Genomic DNA, 18,367 nt, shown 5'->3' with positions numbered 1-18,367 from the left:
CTCCTCCGGTGCCGCGGCCCCGCGCCCCGGTGCCGTCCCGGCCCGGCGTCACAGGGCCTCCTCGTGCCCCTCGGTGTCGATGTGCGGCATGATCCGGTCCAGCACGCGCGGGGTCCACCAGGCGTGGTTGCCCAGCAGGGTCATCACCGCGGGCACCAGCAGCAGACGCGCCACGGTCGCGTCGATGAGCACGCTCACCGCCAGTCCGAGCCCGAGCATCTTGACCACCACGTTGTCGCTGATGATGAACGCCGCGAAGACGCTGACCATGATCAGAGCGGCGCAGGTGATGACGCGCGCGGTGATCTCCAGGGCGTGGGCCACCGAGCCCTTCGGGTCGCCGGTGCGCAGCCAGGCCTCGTGGACCCGCGACAGCAGGAAGATCTCGTAGTCCATGCTGAGCCCGAAGACGATCGCGAACATCATCATCGGTACGTAGCTCTCGATGGGCACCTTGCCGTTCACGCCCAGCGCGGGGCCGCCCCAGCCCCACTGGAAGACGGCGACCACCACCCCGTAGGAGGCCGCGATGGACAGCACGTTCAGCACGGCCGCCTTGACGGCGACCAGCAGCCCGCGGAAGACGACGAGGACGATCAGGAACGCCAGTCCCACGACCACGGCGATGATCAGTGGCAGCCGTTCGGCGACGATGTCCCGGAAGTCCACCTGGGCGGCGGTGTTGCCGGTGACGTACCCGTGCGCGTCGGTGCCCGACACGGCCTGCGGCAGGCTGTCGTGCACCAGGTTGTTGGCCAGGTCCGTGGTCGCGGCGCTCTGCGGGGAGGTCTTGGAGTAGACCGTGGCGAGAAGGACGTCGCCGTCCTGGGTGGGGGTCACCGGAGTGACGGCGGCGACGCCGGGCACACCGTCGAGGGTCTTCTGCACCTGGGTGGCGAGCGCGGACCGCTGGGACGAGGGCACCGAGGACTGGTTCACCACGATGGTGAGCGGACCGTTGGAGCCCGGCCCGAACGCGTCGGACATCAGGTCGTAGGCCCGGCGGTCGGTGAAGGAGGTCGGGTCGGCGCCGTCGTCGATGTGCCCGAGCTGCATCGAGAAGGCCGGGATCGCGAGCACCGCGACCGTCAGGACGCCCGCGGCGAGGTAGTGGAACGGGTGGTGCTCCACCCGCCGCGCGTAGCGGTGCCAGGTGCCCTGCGGTTCCTCGCCGGGCGCGGCGTCGGTCTCGGCGACCGGCCGCCGCACGTGGTAGCGGTCGACGCGTCTGCCGATCAGCCCCATCAGGGCCGGGACCAGCGTCAGCGCGCCGGTGACCGCGGTGACCACCGTGACGGCGGCGGCGAGTCCCAGTCTGGTGATGAAGGACACCCCGGACACCGACAGCCCACCCAGGGCGATGATCACGGTGGTGCCGGAGACGAGCACCGCGCGTCCGCTGGTGGCCGTTGCGTGACCGGCGGCCCGTGCCGGGTCGGCGCCGTTCATCAGGTTCTGGCGGTGGCGGGTGAGCAGGAACAGCGCGTAGTCGATTCCGACACCCAGCCCGATCATGGTGGCGAGGGTGGGCGACACGGTGGCGAAGGTGAAGGCGGCGGCCAGCAGCCCGAGGCAGGCCAGTCCGCCGACCACGCTGATCAGGGCGGACAGCAGCGGGACGCCGGCCGCGAGGACGCTGCCGAACCCGATCAGCAGGACGACGATCGCGACGCCGAAGCCGATGGCCTCGCTCACCACGTCTTTCGCGGTCGGCCTGGCGAGCTCGCCGAGCGGTCCGCCGTACTCCACTTCGGCGCCTGCCGACGTGACCGGTTCCATGGCCCGGTACACGCCGGGCAGATAGCCGTCGCCGAGCCGAGAGGGCTGGATGTCGAAGCGGACCGTGATGTAGGCCGTACGGCCGTCCGAGGACAGCGGCCCGACGTTCGGCTGGTTGCCGTTCTGCGCGGTGGACGCCTGCCCGTTCTGCGCCGTCAGCGGGTTCTGCACCGCCGTCACGTGCGGCAGCCCGCCCAGGTCACCGACTGCGGCGGAGATCTGGGAGGACAGGCCGGTCAGCGGGGTGTCCGCATCGTGCATGACGATCTGGCTGCTGTACCCCGCGGCGGCCGGATCATGCTGCTGAATCACCTCCAGGCCCTGCTGCGACTGCGTTCCGGGAAGGGAGAAGTCGTCGGAGTACTCGCCGCCGTAAAGGTGGTTGAGAGCCTGCACGGCCCCGAGGGCCACCAGCCATGCCACGATCACGATCACGAAGTGGCGTGCGCACCACTGGCCGAGTCGGTGAAGCAGGCCGGGCGCACCGTCCCTGTCCCTGCGTCCCGCAGAGCGGGTGTCGGTCATGCGGTGACCTCCGCACCTGGACTTCTCGGCAGATCAGCAGATCCATTGAAGCCCGGACCGATCACATCGGCACCTCGGAGCCGCGGCGGTGGAGGGCTCCGCGAGGGCGGTGGCGGCAGGCTCGGGGAAGAGCGGCAGGCGATTCGGGAAGGGCGGCGAGAGGCGCTGCGAGGGCGGGGCGGAGCGTGCTTCACGAGCCGCATATGCCACTCAGACCCCTGTGGCCACTTAAGCCCCGCCCACCTCGTGTGTCATACTCGGCGCCGCTCATGACAAGTTCTGATCCGGGGGGGTCCTGTGCACACCGTTGCCCTGGACACCCCCTATCTCGACACCGACGCGGATCAGCTGTCGCTCTCCCTCGACACGGCCGAACTGCCGGCGCTCGCCGAGCGTGAGGTGGCGGCCGGCGGACTGAGCTCGGTGCGGCTGCGGGTGCTGGGCGCCTCGCACCAGGTCTTCGCCGGTCCGGTGCGGGAGACGGTGGCGTGCCTGCCCGGCGGAACCGGCGGCCTGCCGGTCACCCGCGTCCGGGAGCTTCCCGGGTGGCGCTACGAGTTCGGCGCCCGGGTCCAGCAGTACGACGGCCAATCGTTCGGGTCGGCGGTGGCGCGGATCCTCGACCTCGCGGCCGGCGGCGACCGGAGTCTGTGCGGAGTGTTCCCGGGATCCCCGCAGGCGGTGACGGCGGTGCTGGTGGAGACGCTCGACGGGAACGCGCCAGGCGGTCTGGGCTGGCGGACCTGGCACACGTATCCGCAGCACCGCCGGATCGTATCCACCTGCACCCGGCTGGAGGCCCGATGAACAGCGCCCGACTCGTCCGCGGAGCGATGGCGGCCCTCCTCGCGTCGGTTCTGGCCACCGCCTGCTCCTCCGACGCGGGCGACGCGGTACCGCGCGGCTGGATCAGCGACACCTACCCTTCCTCGGGCGTCGGCTGGCTGGCGCCGGCCAGCGCGCCGGCGAAGGTCGCCGACACGATCCAGAACCACCGCCAGGCGCTCGACCGCACGTCCGGCGGCGGCGCGCAGTATCTGCGCTACCGCGACGACATGGTCACCGTCTCGCCCTACGGCAGCGGCAGCCGAATCGAGATCGAGAGCTACCGCAACGGCTACCAACGCCACCGGCAGTACCTCCGACGCTGGCCCGACCCGTACAGCCGCAGCTTCCGCGGCGGCGGACCCGGTTCGGGCAAATGACCACGCCGCCCGTCCCGTCCGCCCGTCCGCGGGCCGGGAGGGTGCTCCCGGCGCTCCGCCGGCCGCCGGCCGGTCAGCCGCCCCGACCGCACACCCGTACACGGACCCGCACGGACGACACCGCCGGCATGCCGGCGGTCCCGCGGGCTCTCTGACGCCCCTTTCCCCTCCACGCTCCCCGACGAAAGGCAACGCAGTGACCGAGATCCTCGAGTCGACCGGCCAGGCCCTGCTCTACGGGGTCGTCGGGCTCGCCGTGATGGCCATCGGCTTCCTCGGCCTCGACCTCGTCACACCGGGCAAGCTGTTCCACGTGGTGTGGACCGAGCGCAACCGCGGCGCCGCCGTCCTGCTGGGCAGCCAGTCCGTCGCCGTGGGCCTGGTCATCATGGACGCCATCCGGGCCAGCGAGTCCGAGCGGGGCCTGGGCTTCGGCCTCGCCAGCACGCTGCTGTACGGACTGGCCGGAGTGCTGGTGATGACCCTGGTCGGCATCGTCATCGGCGTGTTCACACCGGGCCGGATGGGCGCGGTCGTGCTGGAGGACAGCGACGGGCGTCCGCATCCCGCCGCCTGGGTCCAGGCCGGCATGTACCTGGGCAGCGGCCTCCTGGTCGGCGCGGCACTCGCCTAGTACCGCACCCATGAGCGCCACCGCCCTGCACGGCCGCGACAACGCGGCACCCTCCCGGCCCGCGCCCGCCCGGCACTCCCGAGGCGCGCGCTTCCTCCTGCTGCTCGCCGTCTTCCTCTGCGCGGCCTGCGGCCTCGTCTACGAACTGGCGCTGACCGCGCTGGGCAGCTACCTGGTCGGCAACACGGTCACGCAGACGTCCTTGGTGCTGTCGGTGATGGTCTTCGCCATGGGCGTGGGCTCCCTCGCCGCGAAACCGCTGCGCCGCCGGGCCGTCGGCGCGTTCGCCCTCGTGGAGGGGGTGCTCGCGCTGGTCGGCGGACTGTCGGTGCTGCTGCTGTACCTGGCCTTCGCCTGGCTGCAGCTCTACACCCCGGCCATGATCGTGATCGCGATGCTCGTCGGCATCCTGATCGGCGCGGAGATACCGCTGCTCATGACGCTGCTGCAGCGGATCCGGCGGCAGGAGGCGGGCAGCGCGGTCGCCGACCTCTTCGCCGTCGACTACGTCGGGGCACTGGTCGGCGGGCTGTGCTTCCCGCTGCTGCTCCTGCCGACGTTCGGGCAGCTCAAGGGCGCCCTGGTGGTCGGCGCGGTCAACGCGGTGGCCGGTGTCATCGTGGTGGTCTGCATCTTCCGCCGGCAGATCCGGCGCTGGGTGCGCAACGCCCTGCTCGCGGGGGTCGCGGCAGTACTGGCCGTCCTCGGCACGGTGTACGTCCTGGCCGACGACATCGAGGTCACCGCACGCCAGCAGCTCTACGCGGACCCGATCGTGCACGCCGAGACCACGCAGTACCAGGAAATCGTCGTCACCCGCTCCACCGGATTCACCGGCGACCCGGACATCCGCCTGTTCCTCGACGGCGACCTGCAGTTCAGCTCCGTCGACGAGTACCGCTACCACGAGTCCCTGGTCCATCCCACGCTGGCCGGGCCGCGCGGGAACGTGCTCATCATGGGCGGCGGCGACGGACTCGCGCTCCGCGAGGTGCTGCGCTACGACGACGTCCGGCACGTCACGCTCGTCGAGCTGGACCCGGCGATGACCCGGTTGGCTCGCCACTTCGGGCCGCTGCGCAAACTGAACCGCGACTCGCTGGACGACCCGAGGGTCGAGGTGGTCAACGCCGACGCGTTCAACTGGCTCCGTGGTGCCCACCGCCGGTACGACGCCGCCATCGTCGACTTCCCGGACCCGGACACCGCCGAGCTGGCCAAGCTGTACTCGGTGGAGTTCTACGACCTGCTCCACCACGTACTGACCGCGCGCAGCAGGGTGATGGTGCAGAGCGGCTCGCCCTTCTTCGCGCCGAAGACCTACTGGTCGATCGCGGCGACCATCAAGGCGGCGGGGTACGGGACGACGGAGTTCCAGATCGACGTCCCGAGCTTCGGCAACTGGGGTTTCGTGCTGGCCTCCCCCGGTGGCGCGCCCCCGCCGCTGCGCCTCGCGCCGGACGTCCCGCGGCTGCGCTTCCTGGACGACACGGTACTGCGGGCCGCCACGGTGTTCCCCGTCGACCGCAGACGCCAGGATGTGCGGCCGAGCACACTGATGGACCCCGAGGTGCTGCAGTACGAGCTGGACGAGTGGAAGCACTACTGACGGCCGCTGAGGGCCGCTGACCGGCCCGCCCCGCCGAACCGCGGCCCGCCGCCGGCCCCGGGCCGCCGCCGAACCGTCACCCCGACCGGGACCGTCCCGCCACCGACCTGCCGCTGCCCGGCCGCCCCGCCCGACGGCCGCTGCCGACCTGCCATCGCTGGCCCGCCGCTCTGGTCCGCGGGGCCGGTTGCCGGAACTGCTCCCGCCCGATTCGACCGCGTTGTCGGTCCGCTGCTCGACGACGGCGGCGCTGTCGGTGGCGCCGTCCGTTGCGCCGTCGCCGGCGCGGTCGGAAGCGCCGGAATCAGCACCGCCCTCCACGACCGCGCCGCCACCGGCCTGCCCCCGCTCTCCGTCGGGATCCGGGGCGGCACGGCGAGGCACCGCACCACCCGATGGCGTGAACCAGGCGGGAGACCCACTCGGAATAGATACCCGGGGGGGTATGTTTGAGCAGGTGTCCTCGGGACGAACCCGGTCCTCCCGGCCGTTCCGTCCGTTCAAGGCACCATTGCCGTCACTCGCGCCGTCCCCGCCCCCCTGGACAGCCAGGTACCGGCCTGCCGATCCCCGTGCAGTGCCACCGGAACCGGCGGGGATCCGACGCGGATCGCAACTAGGAGCACGACCTTGAAACCCCTCCACGCCACCGCCCCAGACACCACCTCAGCCCCGCCCGACACAGCACGACCGGGACCGCTCGGACGCCTCGGTGTCTGGTCGACGCAGCACTTCAAGACGGTGCTGGTCGGGTGGCTGCTGCTCGTCGGCGTACTCGGCGCCTTCGCCCCGCAGGTCAACAGCGCCCTTTCCGGGGCGGGCTGGCAGGCGAACGGGTCGGACTCGGTCAAGGTCCGACAGATCGCCGAGAAGCACTTCGGGGGCAACGCCTCCTCCGCACTGCAGATCGTGGTCACGGCGGACCGCCCCGTCACCGACCCGGGCGTCCAAGCGGTCGTCGAGAAGGCCGGCAACCTGGCGGCCGCGGACCCCCGGATCTCCACGGTGATCCCGCCGCAACCGGGTTCCACGATCAGCGCGGACGGCCGCACCGCCGTCCTGCTCGCGGGTGCCGGAGCGGACCCGAACGAGATGGTGCGGGCCGCCGACGACCTCAAGACCCCTCTTCAGGCCCTGTCCGGTGACGGGGTCGAGGTGCACGCGACGGGCGCGTCCGTCCTGTGGAGCGACTTCAACAAGGCCAACCACGATGCGATGCTGAAGTCGGAGATGCTCTCCTGGCCGGTCACCCTCGCCATCCTGGTGCTGGCCTTCGGCTCACTGGTGGCCGCGGGACTGCCGCTGCTGCTCACACTGGCCGGGCTGGCCGCCTCAGCCGGCTCCCTGGTGCTGATCAGCCACCTGTTCCCGGTGTCGATCTGGGCCATGAACTTCGCCATGATGTTCGCTCTGGCGCTCGGTATCGACTACGCGCTGTTCCTGGTGGTCCGCTTCCGGGGGGCCCGCTTCGGGCGCTCGCTGAGCATCCGCGAGGCGGTCGCCGAGACCATGGACACCGCCGGCAAGGCCGTCCTGCTGTCCGGTGCGACCGTCCTGGTCAGCCTCTCGGCCGTGATGCTCGTACCGTCCCCGGCGTTCCGTTCCATGGCCGGCGGAATCATGCTCGCCGTGCTGTTCATCCTGGCCGCCACCCTCACCCTGCTGCCCGCCGTCCTCGGCAAGCTCGGCCATCGCGTCGACGCCCTCGCCCTGCCCTGGGTGCACACCGGCGAACACCGGTCCCGGCGCTTCGGCGCCTGGGGCGAGCGGCTGTGGCGACACCCCTTCCGCTACGGTGTGGCCGCGCTCGTCGCCCTGCTGGCGCTGGCCGCCCCGGTGATCGGCCTGCGCACCGCGATGCCCTCGATCACCGTCCTCCCCTCCGACGCCAGCGCCCGCGCCGGATACGCCGCCGTCCAGCAGTCCTTCGGCGCCGGGGCGCCGGGCACACTGCAGATCGTCACGCCCACCGACCACGTCGGCGAGGTCGCCGCACAGGTGGGTGCGACCTCCGGCGTCGCCGGGGTGATGCCTGCGCAGCAGTCCGCCGACGGCTCCAACTGGTCGATGATCCAGGCCGTCCCCACGGTCGACCCCTCGGATCCGGGCCTCTCCCGCACCGTCGACACGCTGCGCGCCGAACTGCCCGACAACACCCTCGTCGGCGGCGCCGCCGTGGAGAACCTCGACCTCCAGCAGCTCCTCAGCGACAAGACCCCGCTGGTCATCGGCGTGGTTCTGGCTCTCGGGTTCGTCCTGCTGCTCCTCGCCCTGCAAGCCCCGCTGATCTCCTTCCTCGGCACCGTCGCCAGCCTGCTGTCGACCGGCGCCGCCTTCGGAGTGGCCCGCCTGGTCTTCCAGGACGGCCACGGCTCGGGCCTGCTCGGGTTCACTCCGCAGGGCTTCCTCGACGGCTGGGCCCCGGTGTTCTTCTTCGCGATGATCTTCGCCATCGCCATGGACTACACCGTCTTCCTGCTGGCCTCGGCGAAGGAGCACTACGAGCGCAGCAGAGACCCGCGCGAGGCGATGACCGGGGCCCTGGCCCACTCGGGTCGCGTGATCTTCGCCGCCGCGGCCGTCATGGTCGCCGTGTTCTTCACCTTCGCACTGTCCGGTCCGCTGCCGCCGAAGGAGATGGGCATCGTGCTGGGAGTGGCGGTGCTGCTCGACGCGGCACTGGTCAGGCTGGTGCTGCTGCCGGTGCTGCTGCGCCTGTCCGGGCACGCCGCCTGGTACACCCCTGCGTGGCTGCGCCGGATCCTGCCGAACATCACCTTCTCCCACAGCTGAACGGCTTCCACGGCTGAACAGCTCCGTCGCGCCGGCCGGGCGAGGATGCTCCGCACACCGGAGCACCCTCGCCCGGCCCGCGTTGTGCAAGCCCCCGGGCGCCGCCACACCGGAGGGGATGAATGCCGTTCACTCCGCCGAAGCCGGCCCGTGTCCGGAGCCGGCCCACACCGGCCGACGGCAGGGGTTCCTCCGGCACGGCCCACGCCCCCGGCCGACCGCCGAGGCACCCCGGCACGTTCCCCTCCGTCGCGGCCCCGCACGTGACACGGGCATCGGCGGCGCCGGGCGCACCGTGCTTCAGCCCGCTTCCGGTTCCTCACTCACCCGCACCGCCGGGACCGTGGCCGCGGAACTGCCGGCGGTCTCCGCCCCGGTCGCCGGCGAGGGGTGCCGAGAGGCGGTGGCGGGGTGGGCAGCGGCCCGCCACCAGGGGGCGGAGGGCACCTTCCCGGCGGGCTCGAAGGGCTCGCCGGGCCGCGGCAGGGCGACCGCCTGGCCCGCCGCGTCCGCGACGTCCTTCATCCACTCGCCGGGCTCCGCCCACGCGTGCGGTGCCAGGTTGAAGGTGCCCCAGTGGATGGGCAGCAGCGCCCCGCCGGGCTCGCCGCCCTGGAGGTCGACGTGGGCGCGCAGGCCCTCCTCCGGTGTCATGTGGATGTCCGGCCAGAACTCGCTGTAGGCGCCGACCTGGATCATCGTGGCGTCGAACGGGCCGTGCGCGGCGCCGATGTCGCGGAACCCGGAGAAGTAGCCGGTGTCACCGCTGTGGTAGATCCGGTGCTCCTCCCCGGCGACGGCCCAGGACGCCCACAGGGTGTGCTGGGTGTTGCGCAGCCCGCGGCCGCAGAAGTGGCGGGCCGGGGTGGCGGTGAGGGTGATCCCGCCGACCTCGGCCGCCTCCTGCCAGTCCAGCTCGCGCAGCCGACCGGGGGCCACACCCCAGCGCTCCAGGTGGGCGCCGACGCCGAGCGGGACGGCGAAGAGGGTGTCGGTGCCGGCCAGCGCCCTGATCGTGGGCAGGTCGAGGTGGTCGTAGTGGTCGTGGGAGATCACGACGACGTCGACCGGGCCGAGCGCGGCCAGCGGCAGCGGCACCGGATGCAGCCGCTTGGGCCCGATGAACGGGAACGGCGAACAGCGCTCGCCCCACACGGGATCGAAGAGCACCCGCCGCCCGTCGATCTCCGCGAGCACGCTGGAATGCCCCATCCAGGTCAGCCGCAGCCCGGTGGCGGGCGGGCGGGCCAGGTCGGCGAGAGTGGTGGCGTGCACCGGCACGGTGCCCTGCGGGGCGCGGCGGGGCCGGGTCTCCTTGTCGAAGTAGACCTTGGCGAAGTCGCGGGCGGAGCCGGAGGGGCGGGTGCGCGCCGGTCCGCCCGGGTTCTGGAAGACGCCGTCCCGGAAGTGCGGGGAGCGGCGGATGCGAGCCATGCGCTCACCGCTGGGATCCGCGCCGAACGCCGCGGGCCGCAGCGCGCTCGGCTCGAAGCGCGGGAGACGGAAACCGGTCACGGCACCTCCAGGTGGAGTCGGGGCGTTCCATTATGGTCCGCCCCACCGACACCGCGCCGCGCCGGATGCCCCTCACTCGCCCGGAGTCCCACCGCCCCCTGCTCCGGCCTCCGGCCGGCCACCCCGCCCTCCTTGTGCCCCGTCTGCTCGGTCCGCCTCGTCTGCCCCGGCGACACCGAGCCGTCGCGGCGCCGGGCCGGGCAGGGTGCGCGGCGTCCAGCGGCCCGCCGCCGCGGCCCGGTTTCGACCCGGCGACCGCGCGACCGCGTCAGGCGTGTCTGTTGAGTCCTTCTGCGGTGGCTTCGATCGTGGCTTGTGGGCCGTTCAGCTCTGGGGCATTCAGCGGCTGATGCCGTCCAGCTCGGTCAAGTCCTCATGGGAGAGGGAGAGTCCCGCGCCGGCGATGTTCTCGACCAGGTGGTCCGTCGACGACGTGCCGGGGATGAGCAGAACGTTGGGTGATCGCTGCAGCAGCCAGGCCAGCGCGACGGACATCGACGTCGCCTCGGATCGAGCGGCGACCGCCGAGAGCGCCGAGGACTGAAGGGGGGTGAAGCCCCCGAGGGGGAAGAAGGGCACGTACGCGACGTCGGCGGCGGCGAGCCGGTCGATGAGCTTGTCGTCGTGGCGGTGGGCGAGGTTGTACATGTTCTGCACGCACGCGATCGGCGCGATGTCCTGCGCCTCGGTGACCTGCTCCTCGGTGGCGTTGCTGACTCCGAGGTGGCGGATCAGGCCCTGCCGCTGGAGGTCGACGAGCGTCTCGAACGGCTCGGCGAGTGAGCCGGGCCGGGGACCTTCGGCGTCACCGAGTCGGAGGTTGACCAGGTCGAGTACGTCGAGCCGGAGGGAGTTGAGGTTGTCGTGGATCTGGCGGCGCAGATCCTCGGGCCGCCGGGCCGTGGGCCAGCCACCTTGTTCGTCACGGGTCGCGCCCACCTTGGTCACGATGTGCAGCGACTCGGGATAGGGGTGCAGTGCTTCGCGGATCAACTCGTTGGTGACGCGCGGCCCGTAGGCGTCGCTGGTGTCGATGTGGGTGATACCGAGTTCGACCGCCTCCCGCAGAACGGCCAGGGCACCCTCGCGATCGGCGGGCGGCCCCATGACCCGCGGGCCGGCCAGTTGCATGGCGCCGTAGCCGAACCGGGTGACGGTCAGGTCACCCAGAGTCCAGGTGCCGCCGGGAAGAGGGAGGGACCGTGTGCTCATCTTGTCGCCTTTCGTCGTGCACTTGGGGTGGCACCTGCTGCCTCCCTGCATCAGCATTGGAGAGGAACTTCCCGTCGGGAAGTAGGCACTTCGGGGTGCGTAACCCACCCGTTGGTGAGAGGCGTGATCAGTGACGACGATGACGGCGGCCCGGAAGAGGGCTCAGGCCAAGGTGGAGTACAACGCGTTCCTGGCAGGGTGTCCCAGCCGGCAGTTGCTCGACCGGATCTCGGACAAGTGGGTCGTCCTGATCCTGTGTGCGCTGGGCGGGGACAACGGCCCCGGCCGGCCCGGTGCAGCACGTGCGGACGCTCCGAAGGCGATGCGCTATTCCGAGATCTCCCGTCTTCTGGCCGGGGTCAGCCAGAAGATGCTGACCCAGACGCTGCGCTCGCTGGAGCACGACGGTCTGCTCACCCGCACCGTGACGCCAACCGTGCCCGTCACCGTCTCCTACGAGCTGACCGGCCTCGGCCTCTCGCTCCACCACATGACGCGCGGGCTCAGAGACTGGGCGCAGACACACATGGCCGAGGTCCTCGCCAACCGCGAGAACCGCGACGCTCGCACCTCCTGACGACCCGCAGCCAACTGTCCGACGGCTGAACATTCTTGGCGCTGCACCCTCGACTGCGAAGAGCCGGACGGCGTGGACGGTTCCGGACGGCGTGGACGGTTCCGGACGGCGATTCGTCCGGGCCTTTCCCATTACTGACCGGCCGTTCAGTAATATGCTCTCCCGTGCGCCGCCACCGGTGCCCGCGCCCGCCCCGGAGGAGAAGGCCGTGACCGATCCGCTGCTGTCGCTCACCTGGACCGACCACGTCACCGGCCGCCGGGGCTTCCTGGTCGTCGACCGGCTGGTGCGGGGCGTGTGCAGCGGCGGACTGCGGATGCGGCCGGGCTGCACGCTGGAGGAGGTCACCGGTCTCGCCCGCGGCATGACCCGCAAGGAGGCCCTGCACTACGACCCGGGAGCCCGCTACGTCCCGATGGGCGGCGCCAAGGGCGGCGTCGACTGCGACCCCCGGGACCCCGAGGCGTACCCGCTGCTGGTGCGCTACCTGCGGGCGATGCGGCCCTATCTGGAGAGCTGCTGGGCCACCGGAGAGGACCTCGGGCTGACCCGGGACATGGTCGACCGGGCAGCCTCGGAGGCGGGCCTGGTGTCGCCGGTCCAGGCCGTGTTCCCGCTGCTCGACGACGCGTCCGCCGCCCGGCGGCGCCTCGCGGACGCCTTCGCCGTCGCGGTGGACGGCGTCGGCCTCGACGAGCTGGCCGGCGGCTGCGGGGTGGCCGAGGCCGCGCTCACGGCGCTGGACCGGGCCGGGGTGCCCCACCGGGGGACCCGGGTCGCGGTGCAGGGGCTGGGCACCATGGGCGGGGCCACCGCACGGTTCCTCGCCCGGGCGGGGCTGACGGTCGTCGCCGTCGCCGACGTCAAGGGCACCATCGCCAACGCCGCCGGACTGGACGTCGAGGCGCTGCTCGCCGCACGCGACACGCACGGCACGGTCGACCGGGGCGCGCTGCGCTCCACCGACGGGGAGCTGGGGCGGGACGCCTGGCTGTCGACGGATGCGGAGGTGCTCGTACCGGCCGCCGTGTCGTACGCCGTCGGCGCCGAGGAGCAGGAGGCGATCCGCGCCCGCTGGATCGTCGAGGCGGCGAACATGCCGGTCCTGCCGGAGGCGGAGCAGGCGCTGTCCGCGCGCGGAGTGACGGTACTGCCCGATGTCGCCGTCAACTCGGCGACGAACGCCTGGTGGTGGTGGACGCTGTTCGGCGACGTCGGTCCGACCGCCGAGGAGGCGTTCGCGTACATCCGCCGGGCGATGCGTGTCCTGGTCGGGGAGCTGCTGGACCGTGCGGACACCGGCGGCGTCACCCCGCGGGCCGCCGCGCACGCGCTCGCCGCCGGACGACTGGCGCTGATCCGCGAGCGCTTCGGCTGCTACCGCTGAACTGCGCGGGACGCGGCCGCACCGCGCGTACTCCCGGCCGCGCCGTCCCATGGCGTCGGTGGTGTCGGTCCCGCACCGTCAGGTCCGGCGGGCGCAGGACGCGAGGCGCTCGGCGAGCGCGACGACGAGGTCGCGCAGTTCGTCGGGGCGCTCGATGACGAACGGACGGCCGAGCGCGGCGAGCAGCGGAGGCAACCAGTCGAGCCGCTCCGCCCGCAGTTCGACGCGCAGCCAGCGCTCGGTCTCCCGGTCCTCGTCCCCCGTGGGCGCGTCCTCCTCCAGGCTCGCGACGCCGGCGGGGAGGTGGGCGCGGATCTGCTCGACCGTTCCGTGGATCCGCAAGGTCACCTCGTGCCGGTACTCGGCCGTCGCGAACCCCGACAGCACGCGCTGCGCCGGATCCGGGCCCTCGGGCGCCTCGAACGAGCCGGGCAGGGTCCGCGCGTCCGCGATGCGATCGAGCCGGAAGGTTCGGTCCTCGCCGATCTCGGGGTCCGTGCCCGTGACGTACCACCGGCCCGCATGGGTGACGATCCCGTACCCGTGCAGCGTGCGTTCGCTGCGCCGTCCGTCGCGGTCGGTGTAGCGGATCGAGACCGGTCGGCGGTGGCGCACCGCGTCGGCGACGGTGAGCAGGACCTCGGCGTCCGGGGTGTCGAACTCACCGGGCCGATCCGTGAAGGCGAGAGACTCCATGAGCGTGTCGAGCCGGCGGGCGATGTGTCCGGGCAGCACTCGCCGGATCTTGGCCGATGCCGTTTCGCTCGCCGTGCGCTGCGCCGTCGTCAGCCGCGCTCGTCGGCCGGCGACAAGGCCGAGCAGCACGGCCAGCGCCTCGTCGTCGCCGAGCATCAGCGGCGGCAACCGGTATCCGGGGGCGAGCCGGTACCCGCCGTAGCGGCCGCGCACCGATTCCACGGGCACGTCGAGGTCGAGCAGGTGGTCCACGTAGCGCCGCACGGTGCGCCCCTCGACGCCGAGCCGGTCGGCGAGTTCGGCCACCGTCCGGGTGCCGCCCGACTGCAGCAGCTCCAGGAGTGTCAGCACGCGGCCGGTGGGTCGGGGCATGTGCACAGCCTAGCGCGAATACAGGACCGATTCTGTCCCCTATTTCTCCTAGCCTGCGAGGTGCAGCGATTCCATCTGCCCAGGAGATCACCATGGATTTCGTCTCGATCCGCATCATCACCGGCGACGTCGCACGCCTCGTCGAGTTCTACGAGCGCGCCACGGGCGTGCCCGCGACGTGGGCGACCGAGGACTTCGCCGAACTCAGGACCGCGGGCGCCACCCTCGCGATCGCCGGCACCCGCACCGTCCCGCTGTTCGCCCCGGGCTCCGCCCGTCCGGCGGACAACCGCAGCGTGATCACCGAGTTCCTCGTCGACGACGTGGACCGCGTTCACCAGAACCTGAGCGGCTTCGTCGCCGACTTCGTCAACAAGCCCACCACGATGCCCTGGGGCAACCGTTCGCTGCTGTTCCGCGACCCCGACGGCAACCTCGTCAACTTCTTCACCCCCGTCACCCCGGCGGCCGTCGAGAAGTTCACGCGCTGACGCCGCGCACATGCGCGTTCACCGGCAGGCCCGAGCTCCCGCGGCTGCCTACGCACGAGGCCTCCGATTCCAGGAGCACCGGCAGCGGCACGTACCCGCAGCCCGCGCTCGCCGACCGCTCCCGGCCCGCCTGCACCGTGGCCCCGGACGGAGACAGAGCCGTTGAGTGCGGTCGCCTTCCGGAGCCTGAGCCCCGGCGCGGCCGCGCCGGGGCTCAGGCTCCCGGGCGGCCCGCCTGTGCGACATCCCGTGAGTTCCCCTGAGCCCCGCTGAGTCCCTGTCCCTGTGGCCAGGGGGTTCTTCCTCCTTCGAGTGCCCTGCGGCTCTGTGACGTAACTTCGGAATTCTTGAAGCGTTCTCATCTCGTCTGACCGATCCATAGTCGGGCTGAAGGTGAGGAGGCTCGGGTTGGCGGCACTGGCGGTCGTACGGGACCGGGTCTGTCAAACGAACCGGTCTTGCAAGATTTTCGTAGCCGTGATCGGGTCAACTGGCCTGTGACGATCGTGTGGAGGCCAGCGGTGATCTGTTGCGGATCACGGCCCGGACCCGTGATGCTGCCGCAGCTGTCTGCCCGGGGTGCGGGACGGAGTCGCACCGGGTGCACTCCCGGTACGTGCGGCATGTCGCGGACGAGGCGGTGGGCGGCCGGGCTGTCGTCATCGATCTGTCGGTGCGCCGCCTGTACTGCGAGAAATCCGATTGTCCCAAGACCACTTTCGCCGAGCAAGTCACCGGGTTGACGGTGCGTTACCAGCGGCGCACCCCGGCCCTGCAGCGCGTGGTGAACGCGGTGGCCGTGGCGCTGGCGGGATCGGCCGGGGCCCGGCTGCTGGCCGTGCTGCACTGCGCGCTGTCCTGGGCAACGGTCCTGAACTGCCTGATGCGCATCCCCGCGCCGTCGGCGGCAGTCCCGCGCGTGCTGGGCATCGATGAGTTCGCCCTGCGCCGGGGCCACCGTTACGCCACGATCATCATCGACGCCGCCACGGGCGCGCGTGTCGAAGTGCTCGCGGACCGCGCGAAGGAGCCGGTCGCCACCTGGCTGCGCGAGCATGCTGGATTCGAGGTGGTGTGCCGGGACGGGGCCGGCAGCTTCGCCCAGGCCATCACCGACGCGGCACCCCACGTCGTGCAGGTCGCGGACCGCTGGCACCTGTGGCACCTGCTCGGCGAGGCGACACACAGGGAAGTCCTGGCGCACAGCGCCTGCTGGGCGCCCCTGGGACCACCAATCCGCGAGGGCAGACGCGCACAGACGACCCGCGAGCGCTGGTAGCAGGTCCACGACCTGCGAGATCAGGGCGTGGGCCTGCTCGAATGCGCCCGGCGCCTGAACCTCGCGCTCAACACCGTCAAACGCTACGCCCGCCACGCCGAGCCCGACCGGCTCATCCGGACCCCGCAGTACCGCCCCACTCTGGTCGATCCCTACCGCGAGCACCTGCGCAAACGCCGGGCCACGGACCCCGCCGTCCCCGTCACCCACCTGCTCGCCGAGATCCGCGAACTCGGCTACACCGGCAGCGCGAACCTCCTGGTCCGCTACATCACCCAGGGCCGCGTCGAAGCCGACCACGCCACCCTCTCCCCGCGGCGCACCGCCCGCCTCCTGCTCACCGATCCCGCCCACCTCAAGGAGGAACAGGCCGCGCTACGCGACAAACTGTCCGCCGCCTGCCCGGAGATGACCGCCCTGGCCACCCAGGTCAGCGACTTCGCCGCACTCCTTGCCCCCGCACCGGGCAATCCCGGGCGGCTGAACGCCTGGATCGCCCGGACCCGCGCGGCCGACCTGCCCTTCCTGCACTCCTTCGCCACCGGCCTGGAACGCGATCGGGCCGCCGTCGACGCCGCCCTCACCCTGCCCTGGCACAACGGACGCACCGAGGGCGTCAACCACAAGATCAAACTGCTCAAGCGCCAGACCTACGGCCGGGCCGGCCTCCCGCTCCTCCGCCAGCGCATCCTGCTCAGCTGATACTCCGCCAAACCCAGCGATCACCGGCTACGAAAATCTTGGAAGACCCGAACGTTTTACAGTCCCAGCCGGAGGCCGCCGGCTACGACCAGGCGGCGTGACCCCGGCAGCAGGGCAAGGTGTGGTCATCCGATCGCCGATGGCAAGATCGGGTCATGGGATTGAACATAGTCGTCGGTGCCCTCGTCGATGCCGAGGACGACGACTACACCGAGATGGTCCGCGCTGACTTCGTCGCGATCGGCGAGCTGCTGGAGCGTGCGGGAGCGCGGCAGTGGACTGAGCCCGACCTGGACGAGGAAGAGGGCGCGGAGTTCGAGGCGTGGGGCTATTCGGGCTTGCGCACCGTTCGCCGTCTCGCCGTCCACCTCGCAGCGGACGGGCGCCTGCCCGAACCGCTCGACTGGACCCAGCGGGCCACCGACGACCCGCTCCTGAGCAAGGTGTACGAGGCTCTCCCGAGTGATCCTCCTGGACCGTTCGACCACCTGGTCCATCATTCGGACTGCGAGGGCTACTACGTCCCCGTGGACTTCGCCCACGTCATCGTCGACAAGAAGGCACCGGGCGGCTACCTGGGCTCTTCGGTGCGACTGCTTGCGGAAACCCGCCGACTCGCTGAAGCCCTCGGTCTTCCGGAAGACCTCGATCCGGACTCGGAAGAGGTCTCCGACGCCGTCGATGCCGAGGATCCGGCCTCCGAAGGATGGCAGCGCTACCGCGTCGAGTCCTACGTGTGTCTTCAGCTCCTCCGCGCTGCGAAGCTCTCGGTCTCGACCGGCGCCGCCATCGCCTTCGCATGAGCGCCGACGGTCACGAACTGCGACCCTGTCCCTGATCTTGTGACGTCAGCCGTCAAAGCGGATCCAGTCGACGGGCAGGTCGGCCAGCGGTGCCAGGGCGTTTCGGTGGCTGGCGCCGGCCCAGACGTCGAATTCTTCGCCGCCCGCGCTGCTGACATGCAGGACGAGGCCAGGGGCCACGTAGAAGTAAGTGGGTGCCCACGGCCAGAAGGGACGCAGGGGCACAAGGTGCAGTGCTTCGGTGAGCTGAGCGACCTGTGCTGCCGTGAGTCTGCGCGGCAGCGCCAGGTAGTCGGCACTCATGGAAGCCTCGAAGAGGGAGAACTGGATCAGGAAGCCGCTGAGCGGTTCCTGTTCTGCGATCGGTTCCTCGTCGAATTCACGGAACCATACGGTTGGATCGGCCTCGGGTCCGTCGAGCGTCCACAGAAGTGACCAGAAGAAGCCTCCTTGGTTCTCAACGCCGAAGACGAGCATCTCCCCGAGATGGTCGGTGTGCAGGTCTGGCTCGGGCAGGATGCTGTTCTGGGTTCCGAGGGCGCCGGGCCGCTGCTTCGCAAGCCGGTACAGCTGTCTCAGTCCAGCAGGCAGGCGTGAGGGAGAGCAGGCGGCAGGTGGTTCGGTGGCGCCTTCGACGGTGTACCAGCCGGCGACGAACTGTTCCAGCGCTGCCGCACGGTCACCGTTCACATTCCTGAGCCACTCAAGACCCGGCAGGTCCACCGGGGAACGCGGTGGACGTACCTGGTTGAGGCGTTGGCGACTCAAGGGTGCTTCAAACCGCAGTT

The 18,367-nt window shown here is 71.3% G+C and carries 14 protein-coding genes and 1 pseudogene; 10 read left to right on the top strand and 5 right to left on the bottom strand.

All coding sequences use genetic code 11. From position 1 onward, the window contains the following. Positions 1 to 48 precede the first annotated feature (48 nt). Entirely contained in the window at positions 49 to 2,304 is a 2,256-nt protein-coding gene (locus ACL02U_RS19020) for an MMPL family transporter (protein ID WP_412792061.1), read from the bottom strand. A gap of 297 nt (positions 2,305 to 2,601) precedes the next feature. Between ACL02U_RS19020 and ACL02U_RS19015 the strand changes: the two genes are divergently transcribed. From ACL02U_RS19015 to ACL02U_RS18995, 5 genes are all read left to right on the top strand, one after another. Then, positions 2,602 to 3,111, top strand: coding sequence for a DUF2617 family protein (locus ACL02U_RS19015; protein WP_412792060.1), 510 nt, complete (start codon positions 2,602 to 2,604; stop codon positions 3,109 to 3,111). Beyond that, a complete protein-coding gene (locus ACL02U_RS19010) occupies positions 3,108 to 3,509 on the top strand; it encodes a DUF4247 domain-containing protein (protein ID WP_412792059.1) in 402 nt (133 codons plus the stop codon). The genes ACL02U_RS19015 and ACL02U_RS19010 overlap by 4 nt, the downstream gene beginning before the upstream one ends. Before the next feature lie 196 nt (positions 3,510 to 3,705). Then, a complete protein-coding gene (locus ACL02U_RS19005) occupies positions 3,706 to 4,143 on the top strand; it encodes a DUF350 domain-containing protein (RefSeq protein WP_412792058.1) in 438 nt (145 codons plus the stop codon). A 10-nt stretch (positions 4,144 to 4,153) separates the two neighbouring features. Then, on the top strand, positions 4,154 to 5,752 hold the full coding sequence (locus tag ACL02U_RS19000; protein WP_412792057.1) for a polyamine aminopropyltransferase: 1,599 nt from the start codon (positions 4,154 to 4,156) through the stop codon (positions 5,750 to 5,752). A gap of 630 nt (positions 5,753 to 6,382) precedes the next feature. Beyond that, complete coding sequence (locus ACL02U_RS18995; RefSeq protein WP_412792056.1) at positions 6,383 to 8,545, top strand: MMPL family transporter; 2,163 nt, start codon at positions 6,383 to 6,385, stop codon at positions 8,543 to 8,545. A 300-nt stretch (positions 8,546 to 8,845) separates the two neighbouring features. Here ACL02U_RS18995 and ACL02U_RS18990 read toward each other — a convergent pair whose 3' ends face one another. Beyond that, positions 8,846 to 10,060: an MBL fold metallo-hydrolase gene (locus tag ACL02U_RS18990; protein WP_412792055.1), complete on the bottom strand. Its 1,215-nt coding sequence runs from the start codon at positions 10,058 to 10,060 to the stop codon at positions 8,846 to 8,848. A 339-nt stretch (positions 10,061 to 10,399) separates the two neighbouring features. After that, positions 10,400 to 11,272 carry an aldo/keto reductase family oxidoreductase gene (locus ACL02U_RS18985; RefSeq protein WP_412792054.1) on the bottom strand — a complete coding sequence of 291 codons (873 nt, stop codon included), beginning with the start codon at positions 11,270 to 11,272 and terminating at the stop codon, positions 10,400 to 10,402. Between the two features lie 139 nt (positions 11,273 to 11,411). On the opposite strand from ACL02U_RS18985, the gene ACL02U_RS18980 reads away from it, so the two are divergent. After that, complete coding sequence (locus ACL02U_RS18980; protein WP_412792110.1) at positions 11,412 to 11,849, top strand: winged helix-turn-helix transcriptional regulator; 438 nt, start codon at positions 11,412 to 11,414, stop codon at positions 11,847 to 11,849. Positions 11,850 to 12,057: 208 nt separating this feature from the next. Further along, positions 12,058 to 13,236, top strand: a complete 1,179-nt coding sequence (locus ACL02U_RS18975) for a Glu/Leu/Phe/Val dehydrogenase dimerization domain-containing protein (RefSeq protein WP_412792053.1) — start codon at positions 12,058 to 12,060, stop codon at positions 13,234 to 13,236. A gap of 78 nt (positions 13,237 to 13,314) precedes the next feature. On the opposite strand, the gene ACL02U_RS18970 is transcribed toward ACL02U_RS18975, so the two are convergent. After that, positions 13,315 to 14,304: a helix-turn-helix transcriptional regulator gene (locus tag ACL02U_RS18970; protein WP_412792052.1), complete on the bottom strand. Its 990-nt coding sequence runs from the start codon at positions 14,302 to 14,304 to the stop codon at positions 13,315 to 13,317. 92 nt (positions 14,305 to 14,396) lie between these two features. Between ACL02U_RS18970 and ACL02U_RS18965 the strand changes: the two genes are divergently transcribed. From ACL02U_RS18965 to ACL02U_RS18955, 3 genes and pseudogenes are all read left to right on the top strand, one after another. Then, positions 14,397 to 14,795: a VOC family protein gene (locus tag ACL02U_RS18965; RefSeq protein ID WP_412792051.1), complete on the top strand. Its 399-nt coding sequence runs from the start codon at positions 14,397 to 14,399 to the stop codon at positions 14,793 to 14,795. 490 nt (positions 14,796 to 15,285) lie between these two features. After that, positions 15,286 to 16,776, top strand: a pseudogene (locus ACL02U_RS18960) (ISL3 family transposase). Positions 16,777 to 16,931: 155 nt separating this feature from the next. Continuing rightward, a complete protein-coding gene (locus ACL02U_RS18955) occupies positions 16,932 to 17,579 on the top strand; it encodes a hypothetical protein (RefSeq protein WP_412792050.1) in 648 nt (215 codons plus the stop codon). Between the two features lie 45 nt (positions 17,580 to 17,624). Here the strand turns inward: ACL02U_RS18955 and ACL02U_RS18950 are convergent. Beyond that, on the bottom strand, positions 17,625 to 18,367 hold a 743-nt coding region (locus ACL02U_RS18950), incomplete at its 5' end, for a hypothetical protein (protein ID WP_412792049.1).

The organism is Streptomyces sp. MS06 (assembly GCF_047200655.1).
Taxonomy (GTDB): Bacteria; Actinomycetota; Actinomycetes; order Streptomycetales; family Streptomycetaceae; genus Streptomyces.
This window is presented reverse-complemented; position numbering and strand designations above follow the sequence as displayed.